We start from the raw sequence: 14842 nt of genomic DNA, 5'->3' as shown, positions 1-14842 counted from the left end.
AATGGAATCCGGCAAGAAGAACTCAGGCAATATTATACTGGTTGTGGATGATGAACCCCGAATCATCGAGGTCCTCAGCATGAATCTGGAGTTGGAAGGCTTTCGAGTGGTCGGCGCTGCCAACGGCCGAGAGGCATTGAAAAAGCTTACCCAGGAACTCCCCGACCTCGCCATCCTCGACGCGATGATGCCGGAACTGGATGGATTTGAGACCCTCAAGGAGATTCGCCAGGTTTCCACCATACCGGTGATCATGCTGTCGGTTAAGGGGGAAGAAGCCGATAAGATCAAGGGCCTTGAGCTGGGCGCCGATGACTACATGGCCAAGCCCTTCAGCCCAAAAGAATTGGTTTCCAGAGTGAAGGCCATGCTTCGAAGGGCCGAGATGCCGACTGCGGCACCCAGGACTGAGATTCAGGTGGATGACGATCTGACTATCGACTTCAGTAAACGCAGGGTGGTGGTGAGAGGTAAAGAGGTTCGTCTCCGGCCCACCGAATACCGGATGCTTTATCATCTGGTGAGCAATGCGGGCCGTGTTCTCACCCATGAGCAGCTGCTCCGAATGGTCTGGGGACATGAGTATCGCGATGAAGATCATTACTTGTGGCTTTATATCACCTACCTGCGGCAGAAGATCGAGAAGGATCCCAAGCATCCGAAGTATATCCTGAGCGAACGGGGAATCGGCTACCGGTTTGCGGAGTTTGAAAAGAGATGAGGGATGTTCAGCGTTCTATGTTCTGGGTTGTGAAAGATCGGTTGGAACGTTGAACCTAGAACTTTCCCCAGTGACCGTCATTCAACCCCCGTCGCCGGAGAACCGCAGAATTTCAGCGAAGTTGTTGATCTTGGTGAGGTTGTTGCTCTCCCGCGTCCCATCATAGGTGAGGGATATCCACGGTTTCCCATACTTGGAGCTGAGTTCCTCGGACATGGCGGCCACGATGCCGCCAGGCATGCAGCCATGTGGCATCACCGAGATCACCCCGGCAAAGGACGGGTTCTCCAGCCACTCAATCCCGGTCCCGATGCTGAGCACGGCCTCACTGCCGCATCTGGGGGAGAGGTGCGATTTGGTGAAACGGAGGAGGTCCTTTATCTTGGGGTCTTCCACCTCGATATAAGGTGCGAATTTGTTCACCACCGTTTTCTCATCGTAGCGCTGAACCATACTCTTGATGTATCCGCGGGTGGTTTTCCGGATATCCCGATCCTTGATGCCGTCCTCGATATTCCGGTGTGCGAGGTAGTTCATCCATTCGCTGAAGGGAGAAACGACCACCTCAAGGCCGGCATCTTCGCAAGTTCGCGCCAGATCGCTGTTGCTGAAGGTGTTCATCCGCAGAAATATCTCTCCGTTGATTCCCACCAGAGGCCGCCGGGGCTGATCGGGATCGATCAGTGCTTTGAACTTCGGTACCGCTTCGGCCAGAATGCTATCGAAGGACTCCCGGTGAGACAATCGATCGGCAACCGTGGCGGCCATTTCATCGAAAAGTTGATCTGTAGACCCTTTGATCTTCTCATAGGGCCGGGTATGCCAGAGCAGCTTTTGCAGATGGTCGTATGCCACGATGCCCTTCCATGCCAGGCGCTCAAAGGCCATGCCCAGTCCCCAATCGCGGTAGGCGTTGTTGGAAACGCTGGTCCGTATGGGAAGATCGAAACCGAGTTTGTTGAGAATCAGGCCCTGCTCCAGGGCATATTTCCCCAGACGGCACGGGCCAAAAGCCCCGGCCATGAAGCCCTCAACCGTGCCCAGATCGAGATTGCCGTGGCCGTTTTCATAGTAGAATCGCATGAAATCGCCCAGGGTCACCCGGTAGGGCAGGCATTCTTTACCGGTGGTCACTTTGTTGCTGTAAAGAAGATTGCTTTCGTTGGCGGGTGGCAGGGCTCTGGCATCGACACCAAAGGCTCGCATGGCAGCGGCCAAAACCTCTGCATGAGGCGCCATCCGGGGGAACAGCAGAAGTCCTTTGGAGTTGTTGAGCGTGGATGCCGCCCTGTAGATATTCTTGCTCGCCGGACGGCGCTTGCCGGAGCGGTCGAATCCCTTGATGGTGTCGACGAACGCTTCCAGTCGGGTGATGATTCCTGCCTCAGCGGCATGTTCATCGATCTCCAGCTGGCCCAGCGGCTTGCCCCCGATGATATCCTCGACGATGTTGAGAATGAATGAGTTCGGCCCGCAGCCGAAGTTGGTCAATATCAGCCCGTAGAGATGGGGTTCTGATGCTGTTATTGCTGCACCAGCGATCAGCTTGCTCTCGTACATCCAGTAAGGCCGATCCGAGTATTGATGGACGTCGATGGAAGAAAGCGGCAGGAAATCGAGCGGGATCGGCACTACGCCCAGCCGGGCCAACTGCTCTGCGATGCCGAGATTTGCCCCGGCATCCTGATACATGTAAGCGCGGGAGAGGAGAACCACGCCGATCTGGTTGTTATCGCGAATTTGCTTGAGCAGCGCCTGCCCGCTTAGCTCTCTGGCCTTTTCAAACGCCCGCTGGGATGCCAGCCCTTTCACGGCGGCGGCCTTGCCCTTCTTTTTACTGAACCCCATCTTCCGGGCGATCTGCGCCAGGCTTTCGATGACCTCCTCATCGCCGAGGCTGAAATCGATAAACGGAATGAGCATTCTCTTTTCCAGATGGAGAGCCTCTCGCACCAGGAAGGGAGAAGCCTGCACCAGCGGGCAGGCGTATTTCTGGTTCTCATCCCCCTCTTTTTCGCCCAGGCGGATGGCGCTGGGGAAGAGAATGAAATCGCAGTCTTTGAGACCAGCCGCATGGCCGTGCAACAGCTTGATGGGGAAGCAGCTATCGGTGTAGCTTAGTTCCACAGCATGCTCGATTGTCTGTCGGTTGGTCTTGCGGGATAGGACCGTCTTCACGCCCAGGTCATTCAGAAAGCCGATGAACATCGGGGCGTAGTCATACATCAGCAGCGCACGGGGGAGTCCGACCGTCAACTCGCCGGCGCGATTTTCATCGTACTCCTTGAACAGCAACCTCTCACGCTCGTCGAAGGCCGTTTCCTTCTTTTCGTGGCTGACGGTGCTATCATAATAATCGCAGCGGCTGCCATAGAAGGTGGGAGGTTCTCCCTCCAGTTGCAGACGGCTGATGGTGCAGTTGTTGTCGCATCGATTGCAGACGAACGTTTTGAGGGCATATTCCTCATCGGCTACCTTTCGGAAGCCTTTGAATTTCGAGCCGGCGTCCGTCATTTCTTCTTTGGCCAAAAGAGCGGCCCCGATAGCGCCGGAGACCTCATTGTGTTCGGGGACGATCAATTGCTTGTCCGGGAGCAATTGCTTAAAGGCCGAGACCACTGCCTGGTTGTAGAACACTGCACCAGTGAGGATGACCTTGTCTCCCAGCCGGCGCATCTCCACTACTTTGGAAAGATAGTTCCGCGCAATTGAGTTGGAAAGGCTGGCGGTGATGATTTCGATGGGTACGCCTTCCTGCTGGGCTGTGGAGACTGCCTGACCCATGAAGGCGGCGCAGCGCGATCCCAGGTCGATGGTGTGCGGCGCTTCGAAAGCGAGGTTGGCGAATTGCCCGTCCTTGACCGAGACATCGAGCATCTCTGCCAGTTCATCGATAAAACTCCCCGTCCCGGCAGCGCAGGCTTTGTTCATTTGATAATCGACCACCACCCCATTTCGTTTGATGACCAGCTTGGAATCCTGCCCGCCGATCTCGATGATGTCGGCTTCGGGCTCCAGTTCCTCACCGGCCCTGGTCTGGGCAGTGATCTCGTTCTTGATCATGTCGGCCCCGATGAAGCTGCCCACCAGATATCGGCCGGAACCGGTAACGCCAACCCCTGCGATGGTGGCGTTGTCTCCTACCCACTCATCATAGAGATGGCGAAAAACCTCTTTAACGGCTTCCAGAGGCCTGCCTGCCGTCATCAGATAGTGTTTGGCCAGCACTGTTTTGCCGGACTGGTCGATGATAACGGCTTTGGTGCTGGTGGAACCGACGTCCACTCCCAGATACCCCACGAACGGCTTATCGATTTTCGAGGGCTGCCAGCTGCTTTGCTGAGAGACCTTCTCCAGTTTGGACATGACATAATAGTCTTGTTTGGCGTCGCCTTCCTCAAGCGGAATAACCCTGGATTCTTTGCCTGAGTTCAGGGCAAGCAGGGCAGACCCGAGGGCCTCTACGAAATGATATCTTTCCGGTACATTCACTTGTGAGGGAGACCCGTTTCTGGCTGAGATCACCTCGTTGAGGGATTTCAGAACGGCGTCATTTTCTGCCACACCGCCAACAAAATAGATCGGATCGGCGAATGGCCCCTTTTTGAATGAGGCCACCATTCGGGCAACGCTATCGGAAAGGGCGCGCAGGATGGATTCCACGGAAACACCTTTTTGCTGCAGGTGAATGAGGTCGCTCTTGGCAAAAACGCTGCACCGGGCAGCGATTCGAGGAGCGTTATCGTCGGCGCTGAGTGCCAGTCGTGAGAAATCTTCCAGACTGATCCCCAGCCGGTATGCCTGCTGTTCCAGGAATCGGCCCGTGCCAGCAGCGCACAGGGGATTGGAGTTGACCTTCCACGGTTTTTTGAGGCCGTCCTCCAGTTCGATCACCAGAGAGCTTTGCCCGCCGATTTGAATGATCGTCTTGGCATCGGGATAAGAATTGAGGATGCCGGAGATGATTGCCAGCGGGCTGCTGTATTGAGTCCAGTTCAAGTCCTCAGGGATGACGCTCTTGCCCGATCCGGAAACACCCGCCGCCGCGATTTGTTCCAGGGGAACCCTCTTTGAGAGGCGGGATAAAAGCGTGCTAATCGCTGCTTTCGGTCCAATCGTTACCCTTTCGGTGTCCTCATGGATGGGGGTACATCTTTCATCCACCAAGACGAGTTTGGCGTTGACTGATCCGACATCTAATCCTAAGAAGTACTTTATATTCACGGGTGTAATTTTATCACAAGAGAAGGGTTTTGTCCCCCGCTGAATCCACCTCTCGTAAAAAAGATATTGATTTCGTTTTGAGTGGATGGTACCATTGCCTTGACATCCGGGGCATCATGAATCCAGTAGTCAGCTATCGGTTATCATTTGAGTTGTTAGGGTGTGCAGAGGGTTTTCCCTCTGCCGGGGTTTTAGGGGTGTCCCCTATGGATTGTTTTTTCCTCTTCCGATCACGGGAGAGGGGGATCGAGGGGGTGAGGGAGAATTCCCACTACTGTTGGGGGAATTGGGTGGATCCGGCTTAAGGGCTTTTTCAGAGGAGGGCTTTCACTGTGAAATTACCGGGACACAAAACAAAGATCATCTGCACCATCGGTCCGGCTTCGCGGTCCGCCGAGGTTCTCACTCGATTGATGAAGAGCGGTATGAGTATAGCTCGCCTGAACCTGGCCCACGGTGATCTTGAGCAGCATCGAGAGGACATCCGGCGCATTCGGTCGATCGCTTCTGAGCTGAACCACCCGGTTAGCATTATGCTCGATCTCCCCGGACCAAAGATTCGCATCGGCAAGCTTGAAAACGAACCCCTTTTCCTTACTCAAGGCAGCGATGTCGTGCTCACTACTCGGAATGTAATCGGCACCATCGCACTCCTTCCCGTGGAATTTGAGGAGCTTCCTCACGCCGTTTCCAAAGGCGGTATCATTTTCCTCAATGACGGCTTCCTTCAACTGAAAGTTCTGGATATTTCGGGTCAGGACGTGAGCTGCAAGGTGCTCGTTGGCGGGCAGTTGTTCTCGCATAAGGGCTTGAATCTTCCCCGCGCCAGGGTGATTCCCGATCCCCTAACAGAGAAGGATCTCGAATTTGTGACCTTCGGGTTGGAAGAAGGGGTGGATATCTTTGGCATGTCCTTTGTGGAAAGAGCCAAGGATATCGTGCAGGTCAAATCCTTCGCTCGCGAGAAGGGCAAGTACATTTATGTGGTTGCCAAGATCGAACGAGAAGAGGCGGTCAAGAATATTGATGGGATTATGGAGGTGGCCGATGCCATCATGGTGGCGCGGGGAGACCTGGGAGTGCAAATCTCGATTCAGGACGTTCCCATGGTCCAGAAGAAGCTCATCCGCAAGGCAAACCTCCGGGGCAGGCCGGTGATCACGGCTACGCAGATGCTGGAATCCATGGTGGAGAACGTCCGTCCCACCCGGGCTGAGGCAACCGATGTGGCCAATGCCATTCTGGATGGCACGGATGCTGTCATGCTCTCAGAAGAAACCGCAATGGGCAAATATCCGGTAGAAACGGTGAAGATGATGGCCCAGATTGCCATCTCCGTCGAGCGGCAGCGGAGCGCTATAACCTTTTCGTCTCCTGTGGAAGACTATTTTCGCAATACTCATGGCCGCAAGAACATCACCATAGAAGATGTGGTCTCCCTGAATGTAATCGACGCGCTGCATGGGCTGAACATTCGGTTTGTGCTGACGCCGACCTTCACGGGCAGCACCCCGCGTCGCATCTCCCGCTTCAAGCCGAACTGCTGGATTCTGGCCTTCAGCAGCAACGAGCCCACCTGCCGCTTTGCCAACTTCTCCTATGGGGTCTACCCGATCCTGATGGAGGACGCGCAGGGTCGCTGGCACGACTCTATGATTGAGTTCATTCGGTATTCCGGGCTGGCCAAGAAGGGTGACACGGTGGTATTGACGGAGGGATCATCTCTGGGGCAGTTCGGAAGCGCCGACTCGCTCAGGATTGCCAAGGTGGATTAGGGTTATGGGAGACCAGTTGTTCTCCCATTTTAAATCACGGCCTTTGTGTATAGATGGTCTTTGTTGCTTTTTTGTTCCATGCGCTGCTACTTTTGGCGCGCATCTTCTTTTTCGCGCTTGGGTACCGTGATTGGTATCGGCGACCCTCTTTTACGCGGCGTTTAGTTTGCCCGTCCGGTGCTTGCAGCGAGCCCACGGATTACGAAGTAAACTCATCTTTGACAAACGCCAAAATCTATAGTAGAGTAGATTCACTTAAAAGCGCGTTTACCATATATTTACGCAATGTTTACTTTTAGAGGTCCGTGGCATTGATCTCAGCCAGTCACTTAACTGTCGGAAGCAGTGGCTTGCTGCAGAAAGCGATATGGCGGCACTGGGTTCAATTGTTCTAAGAGGTGATCATGCGCCCTGAAGATCGATTCTTCCAAGGTCATGACAAGACCCGGATATGGAACCGGTATTGCGGCTTTCTTGATCTCTCCAAAGATGAGTTCATGAAGCTTCAGGAGAGATTGCTTCTGGAGCAAATCGGGCTGGTTGTCGATAGCCCTCTGGGCCGGATTCTGATGAAAAATCAAAGGCCCATTGGCGTTGAGGAATTCCGCCGGGTCGTTCCGCTGACCACCTACAAAGACTATGCTCCCTACATTGGCGATGGGCAGGAAGAGTTTCTGGCGGGAAAGCCGCACTATTGGGTGCATACGTCATATACCAAAGGCGCTTTCAAGCGAGTGCCATGGACTGAGCAATTCGTAAAGGCGCAACTTCGGAACATCATTGCAACTCTGATTCTTTCTTCGGCTACGGATAAGGGCGATATTCAGTTGGCGCCCGGATGCCGCATCCTGGCCATCTTGCCGGAGAAGCCCTTTGTGTCCGCACATCTGGCGCATGGTCTCCTGGAGCAATTCTCTGCCAAATCCATACTCCCCCTTGATGAAAGTGATGGCTTGCGGTTCAGAGACAAGATGGATGCCGCATTGAGAATGGCAATATCTGCCGACATAGACTACATTATCACCATGACCAGTTCTCTTCTACCTATGGAGCGCAGGTTTCAATACCTGATGGAGAGCCGGGGATTTTTCTCCATGTTGCCCAAAATACACCCGATGGTGCTTTTGCGTGTGCTCAAGGATAAACCCTCCAGGTTTTTTGGACGAAAGAAGAGGTTATTGCCCAAAGACCTGTGGTCCGTGAAGGGGATAGTGGCCTGGGGGGCCGATAGCAATGTCTTTCAGGATCATGCCATGAGGCAGTGGGGCAAACCGTTGTTTCAGTTCTACGGGTCCAGTGAGTCCGGGCTTATAGCCATGCAGGACTGGCAGAAGGACAGAATGAATTTCCTGCACGATAGCGTTTTTCTGGAGTTCATTCCGGAGGAAGATGTCCATAAGAAAGAGGGAGCGTCCACCCTGCTCATCAACGATCTCGAGGACGGAAAGGTCTATGAGCCGGTCATCACCAGCTTTTATGGAATGCCTTTGCTGAGGTATCGGCAGGGGGATCTGATCAGGATTGTCTCCCGCGGTGATGGAGTGAAAGATGGACTTCCCCAGATGGTCTTTCATGACCGGGCGGATGATATTATTGACCTCTTTGGCATATCCAGGCTCAACACCAAAACCGTGTCGGAAGCTTTGGTACTCACCGGCATACCGATGGGACATTGGTCGGCGCGCAAAGAATTTGAGATGGGGAAGATTGTTCTGAGTTTCTATATCGAACTGGATGAGGATATTTGGGAGAAAGACCTGGAGCGGCGCATTCACCGGAAATTGAAAGAGGTGGATGGGCATTATCGAGAAGCCGTCCTGATTATGGCCTACAATCCGGTAAGGATAATCCCATTGGCCAGGGGGGCTTTTGAGCGGTATTCTAAGGGCAAGGGGAAAAATGGGCATGGCCCGGAGCTGCAGAAATTGCCGCAGATGAATCTTTCCGATGCGGTGATCAGTGATTTGCTGCGTGTTGAAATGTAGGCATTTGCGCATGGATCAGACGGGCAGACGTGTGGGATCGATTGAATGTTTGAAAAAGAAATGACTTTCGTCCGAGTACACCGGGTATAAAAGCTGCACATGTTCAGCTGTCGCTGTAAAACCATGAGAAAACGAACCCTATGAATATTTTATTGATCTACCCTGAATTCCCCGATACATTCTGGAGCTTCAAACATGTCCTCAAATTCACTGGACACAAAGCCGTTTCGCCACCATTGGGCTTGCTAACGGTTGCAGCCATGCTTCCGCCAGAGTGGTCAAAGCGCCTTGTGGATAAGAATACCAAAAAAGTCACCGCAGAAGACATGGAATGGGCTGATTATGCCTTTATCAGCGGCATGATTGTGCAGAGAGAATCAGCGCGCAGGGCAATTGCCGAATGCAAAAGGGCAGGCGTCAAGGTCGTCGCCGGAGGGCCTTTGTTTACCAGCGAGCACGAGCATTTTGAGGAGGTCGATCACTTTGTGCTGAATGAGGCCGAGTTGACGCTCCCTCCGTTTCTGGCAGATCTGGCGCGCGGATGCGCCCAGCGCGTCTATGAAACATCGGAGTTTGCAGATCTCACCAAAACGCCGATTCCACTATGGGAATTGGTCGATCTAAAGCAATATCTCTACGTAAGCATCCAGTTTTCTAGAGGCTGCCCCTTTGATTGTGAGTTCTGCAATGTGACGGTATTGTTTGGGCATCGGCCACGCATGAAAACAACCCAACAAATCATTGCTGAGTTAGACGATCTTTATCATAGCCATGGCTTGAGAGAAGGCATTTTTCTGGCGGATGACAACTTTATCGGAAACAAGAACTATCTCAAGTCAGAACTGTTGCCCGCACTTATCGATTGGCAAAAAGACAAGTGCGGTATTCCTTTCGCCGTCGAAGCCTCAATCAATATGGCTGATGATGAACAATTACTGCGGATGATGTATGAGGCAGGGTTTGACATTATTTTTATAGGTATTGAGACGCCTGATGAGGATGGCCTGACGGAATGCAACAAGGTGCAAAATAGGAATCGTGACCTTGTTGGCGATGTAAGGCGTATCCAGAGAGCTGGGATGCAAGTGCAAGGTGGTTTCATTATTGGCTTTGACAGTGATACGCCTTCTATCTTCAAGAGGCAAACTGACTTCATTCAGAAAAGTGGAATTCCCACTGCGACAGTTGGTTTGCTTCAGGCTATGCCAGGAACAAAACTTTATGAACGCATGGCGCGAGAGAATCGGCTCCTTGGGCCGTCATTTGGAGACAACGTAGGCGGCACGACAAACATTGCTACCAAAATGGACTTTGATACGCTATACGAGGGATACAAGAACACTTTAAGATATCTTTACACGTCAAAGAACTACTACCAACGCGTCAGGACGCTTTTAAAGGAGTATAAGACGCCAAAGGTAAAAGAGCCTCAGCGATTGAAAGATGTTAATATCTTCTTGCGTTCACTGTTTTTCTTTGGTTTCTTAGACAAAGGCCGGTTCCAATTTTGGAGGCTTTTGATATGGACGCTGTTTCATCGGCCCAACATGATTCCCTTAGTAGTGGCGTTTGCGATTCAAGGGTATCATTTTCGCAGGGTCTGTGAACAGCACGTATCCAGTAATGGCATCTCTGGCAGATGAATAATGAATCGCTTGAAAAAGTCCGCACCGTTGCAGGGAACTCCACACAAGTAGAATTAGGCTTTTCCTGTCTCTTCAAGTTTTCGGCTCCATTCAGTTGAGAGAATAAGGTTTGTCTGGACTTGATCTATGGATTGGGGCGGAGGTAGTTTCGTTACCGAGTTTTTTGCAGATACAATCAGCGATTGAGCTTGTAAGGCTCAATGACGGGTAAAGTACGGTACGCCTGTGAGTATTTGTACTGTGTGGAATTTATACAAGGTGCACAGGTAGTAAGGGTGTAAGTCAGATGAGTTTATACTTGATTTTGCCATTGCTGCAAGGGTGTCTTTCGGGCATTCTGGCCATCATGGTCGTTTGGATGAGCCGGAGAAGTCCGGCTAACAGTTTGTTTGCTGCTTTTCTCTTCAGTTTGACCTTATGGGGTTTTCTGATTTTCGGCATGCGTGTAAGCGCCGATCTCGGTCGGGCTATCTGGTGGGAGCGAGGAGCTTTGGTTTTTATAGTTGCTACCCCTGTGTTGTTCTACCATTTTGCTCTCCGCTATTCGAATGCTGGAGTTTCCTCTCTCTGGTTGTTTGGCATGTACCTTTACTTGGCTGTAGTGATTTCTCTGTCTCCAACTGGTCTAATCGTGGAGGGCATGACAATAGATATGTATGGCAATGCTCCAGTATGGGGGCCACTGTTCGCTCCTTTGATTATTCCCGGATATTTGTTGATGTTTCTGGCTGTATACCATCTACGTAGCGCTCACAAAGCAGCAACATCGTATGAGGACAGAAACCGGCTCGTCTATTTTGTCGTTGGCGGTTCAGCCGCTATCGCCGGAGGAGTGGTTGACGTATTACCTGCCCTTGGGTTAAACATCTATCCCGGTACCATCATCGGCAACCTCGCCTTTTGTCTCCTTACCTCCTTTGCCATCTTGAAATACCACCTCTTTGATATCCAGGTGGCCACCCACAAGGTAGCGCCCTATGCAGTGATGGGAGCTCTGGTGGCTGGCCCGTATTTGGGCATATACTTCGCCCTCTATCACTTCTGGCAGAATGATCGGGCACCCGTATGGCTGCACCTGGTTTTTGTCGCCGCGATAGTTGTTGGCATTCCTCTCCTGTGGGGGAGGGTGCAAGACTGGACCAACAGGTTCTTCTATCGGGATAGATATGAACATCTTCAGGCGTTGGAGCGCCTGCAGGAAGAAGCTCAGAGCATTATTGATCCCTCCAGTATCACTTCAGCCTATCCGGTTTTGATCAGACAGGCGATGCAGTCCTCACATGTCTGCCTGATGACGCTCTCGCATTCCAGGGGAGAACTCAACCTTACTTCATCTGTGGGTTTCGATAGCCAGGATGCTCAAATCAGTTTGAGCAAGAAGTGCCCTCTGGTGGAAATCCTGGAAGGCGAGCAGGGGCTCCTTCATCGGGAAGATGTGGAGGCCAATGCCAAATTGCAGGCAATGACCATGCGGGAAAAAGAGGCCGTTGAGCGACTGGATGGAGAGATGTATATCTCGCTAAAATCAAGCGGGAGGCAGGTCGGCTTGCTGGTGATGGGAGCCAGGATCGATCATCAGCCATACTCCTGGGAAGATGAGCGGCTGATGAAGAGGATCGCGGGGCAGATGGCTCTGAATATCGAAAACATCCATCTCTATCAGGCCAGCCTGGAGAGAGAAAGGCAGCTTTCCGCACTCAGTTGCGTGAACAAGGCAATCAATTCAAGTCTAGATATCCAATCGACCTATGAAGTTTTTGCCAGCGAACTGAAGAAGGTCATCCCGGTGGATTTGGCCTGTGTGGTGATGATCGAAGGGGATGTGCAGCGCTTTTACGCTCTATCTACCGAACTGGAAGCATCATGGCAGAAACCGGGGACTGAACTTCCGATGCGGGGAACCGCTACTGAGTGGATTGCCATGAACAAGATGCCCATCATCAAAAACGATCTGGCAAAGCAGAAGCGTTTTCCGACCGAGGAGAGCTACCTTAAACACGGGATAAGGTCATTGATCAACCTGCCTCTTATCTCTCAGGGAGAGGTGACGGGCACCTTTATTGTGGGTAGTTTCACCCCGGATGTCTACGGTGAGAGAGAGGTTTCCTTTCTGGAACAGGCTGCCAGTCAGTTATCCCTCAGTATGCAAAATTCCCGATTGTATGCCAGAGAGAGAGGAGAGAGGGCCCGGCTGGAACTCCTGAACGAGCAGCGAGAGGAGTTTTTCAGGGCCATCTCTCATGAGTTGAAGACACCTCTTACCGCCATCAAATCTTCCGGCGAATTGCTCAGTGAAGAGTTAGCAGGTGAAACACAGGTCCCGTTGAAGAGGTTGATCGATAACATAAGGCGTAGCACTGATCGGCTGGAGGTGATGTTGAACGATTTGCTGGATATGGCCAAGGCAAGAGCAATGCCGCTGGAATTGCATGTTGAGCCTGTGGATGTTCGTGCATCGATCGGGCGTGCGGTGGACCTTTGCTCTCCACCCATCCGGCAGCGGTATCAGAAGCTGACCGTTGATGTCTCTGAGAATATCCCTCAGGTTATGGCTGACCAGAAACGGTTCGAATACATGATCACAAACCTGCTCGGCAATGCCAACAAATATACGCCTGAAGGTGGGAAAATAAAACTCTCGGCCTGGGTCGAAGACACCAAAGTGAAGATTGCAGTTCAGGATACAGGCCAGGGGATTCCAGACGAAGAGAAGGATTTGATATTCGAGCCTTTCTATCGTGGCAAATTCAGCGGGGAGCGGATTAAGGGAATCGGTGTGGGATTGGCCACGGTTAAACAGGTGGTGAAGCTGCATGGGGGGACAGTCCAGGTCCAGAGCAAGGTCGGAGAAGGAAGTACCTTTACCATTTCCCTGCCGTTGCCCTAGCAACCCGATGCTGTTGAAGAACGACGAGTTTAAGAAAGGGCTGGCCAAACCGGGCTGGTTAGTGTAGAATAGGCGCAAGGAAGGCTATGAAAGTAGTAGTTATCGAAGACGATCCCGAGATAGTGGAGGCCGTTTCCCTCTGTTTTGATCTCCGTTGGCCGGATGTTGAAGTGGCCTCAGCCAACGAAGGTTTGAACGGTGTTGATCTGATCGAGAGTGAATCTCCTGATATTGTCATTCTTGATATCGGCCTGCCGGATATCGATGGATTTGAGGTATGCCGTCGGATTCGCCTTTTCTCTGATGTGCCCATCGTGATGCTCACTGTGAAAGACCAGGAGTTTGATAAGGTCAAGGGCTTGGAGCTGGGCGCTGATGATTATATCACCAAGCCGTTTAGCCATGTAGAGCTTTTGGCGCGGGTGAAAGCGGTTCTGCGCCGCTCAACTATGCCGGACCTTGAAAAGAGTGAGGAGCCTCTGACTATAGGGAAACTGCGGATAGACTTCGCCGCCCACGAAGTGCGTGTGAATGGGGAAGAAGTCAAGCTGACTCCCACAGAGTACAATCTGCTTTATCTCCTGGCAAGAAATGCGGGAAGGGTAATGCCGCATCGGGTCCTCCTGGAAAGGGTTTGGGGATCAGATTATAGCGATGCTACCGACTACCTCAAGGTATATATTCAGCGCCTTCGAGCAAAGCTGAGCGATGAGCCTCACGAACCGCGGTTAATAGTCTCAGAAAGGGGAGTAGGATACAAACTTACCAAACCGGGTCAGTCGTAAACCTGGGCGTTCCTCATTAAACATCCCCAAGGGTCGTTGGTTTGGAAATAACCTTTCGTAAGTCTCCATTTCGGAGCACAGGTGAATTTCAAGCCATAGAAATACAGTCCAAAAACCTCATGCTTCCGCGCCGTTGAAACAAAAGAGATGAGTTGCGAGGAAATCCTCGGACAATTGAGATCTCTGGCCAACCTCGAGGCCGCAAAAGGGATGGCGAGGTATGGGATCAATCCCCGCAATACGTATGGCGTGTCAATCCCAAGGTTGAGAGAAATTGCCAGAGAAGCGGGGCATGATCATGCGCTTTCCAGCCAGGCGGTTTTAGGAAGGCTTCAGGGTTGATAAGCAGGGAGAGAAGCTGCTTCGGAGGCCCCAGGTGAATTTAGAGCAAAAGATACTCCAATCAAGTAAAACCATTGCTATTGTGGGGATATCTCCAAAGGAAGATCGGCCGAGCTTTGCAGTTGGAACCTATTTGAAGGAACACGGATACAGAGTTATTCCGGTAAATCCAGCCGTCGCCGAGGTAATAGGCGAAAAGAGCTATCCTGACCTTTCGTCCGTTCCGGAGACAATCGATGTGGTGGATATCTTTCGCCGCTCGGAAGAAGTGATTCCCATCGTGGAGGAGGCTATCCGAATCGGGGCTAGAGCTGTATGGGAACCTCTGATCAAGTCGGTCAAAGAATAAGTTCAGCGGAATTCCCTCAATAAAATAACGTCGAAGTGTGGTTTTTCCGTGGTTTCGCCCTCTGAACAACCCCCTTTTCAGGGGAAATCCTGTCTGCTTGGGCAGACTACCCCCTAATCATCAGCAAA

The 14842-nt window shown here is 52.0% G+C and carries 9 protein-coding genes; 8 read left to right on the top strand and 1 reads right to left on the bottom strand.

Annotated elements, in window-relative coordinates:
- The first annotated feature begins 1 nt into the window (after window position 1).
- Window positions 2-721: a response regulator transcription factor gene (locus PHV74_02885; protein ID MDD5093310.1), complete on the top strand. Its 720-nt coding sequence runs from the start codon at window positions 2-4 to the stop codon at window positions 719-721.
- 81 nt (window positions 722-802) lie between these two features.
- Here PHV74_02885 and PHV74_02880 read toward each other — a convergent pair whose 3' ends face one another.
- Window positions 803-4945 (bottom strand): acyl-CoA dehydratase activase, encoded by a 4143-nt coding sequence (locus tag PHV74_02880; GenBank protein ID MDD5093309.1) that lies wholly within the window; start codon window positions 4943-4945, stop codon window positions 803-805.
- Window positions 4946-5277: 332 nt separating this feature from the next.
- Here PHV74_02880 and pyk point away from each other — a divergent pair, with 332 nt between their 5' ends.
- The 7 genes from pyk to PHV74_02845 all read left to right on the top strand — a co-directional run bounded on the left by pyk (window position 5278) and on the right by PHV74_02845 (window position 14714).
- Entirely contained in the window at window positions 5278-6720 is a 1443-nt protein-coding gene (pyk, locus tag PHV74_02875; protein ID MDD5093308.1) for a pyruvate kinase, read from the top strand.
- A 404-nt stretch (window positions 6721-7124) separates the two neighbouring features.
- Window positions 7125-8705, top strand: coding sequence for a GH3 auxin-responsive promoter family protein (locus PHV74_02870; protein MDD5093307.1), 1581 nt, complete (start codon window positions 7125-7127; stop codon window positions 8703-8705).
- Between the two features lie 140 nt (window positions 8706-8845).
- Window positions 8846-10348, top strand: a complete 1503-nt coding sequence (locus tag PHV74_02865; protein ID MDD5093306.1) for a DUF4070 domain-containing protein — start codon at window positions 8846-8848, stop codon at window positions 10346-10348.
- 289 nt (window positions 10349-10637) lie between these two features.
- Window positions 10638-13238: an ATP-binding protein gene (locus tag PHV74_02860; GenBank protein ID MDD5093305.1), complete on the top strand. Its 2601-nt coding sequence runs from the start codon at window positions 10638-10640 to the stop codon at window positions 13236-13238.
- 86 nt (window positions 13239-13324) lie between these two features.
- Window positions 13325-14023, top strand: coding sequence for a response regulator transcription factor (locus tag PHV74_02855; protein ID MDD5093304.1), 699 nt, complete (start codon window positions 13325-13327; stop codon window positions 14021-14023).
- Window positions 14024-14170: 147 nt separating this feature from the next.
- The gene (locus PHV74_02850; protein MDD5093303.1) at window positions 14171-14365 is read left to right on the top strand and encodes a DNA alkylation repair protein; all 195 of its coding nucleotides are present in this window, start codon (window positions 14171-14173) and stop codon (window positions 14363-14365) included.
- Window positions 14366-14399: 34 nt separating this feature from the next.
- Complete coding sequence (locus PHV74_02845) at window positions 14400-14714, top strand: CoA-binding protein (protein ID MDD5093302.1); 315 nt, start codon at window positions 14400-14402, stop codon at window positions 14712-14714.
- Window positions 14715-14842: the final 128 nt, after the last annotated feature.

The organism is Dehalococcoidia bacterium (genome assembly GCA_028711995.1).
Classification (GTDB): domain Bacteria; phylum Chloroflexota; class Dehalococcoidia; order SZUA-161; family SpSt-899; genus JAQTRE01.
Note: the sequence above shows the minus strand (reverse complement) of the source record. Positions and strands in the feature narration are given on the sequence as shown.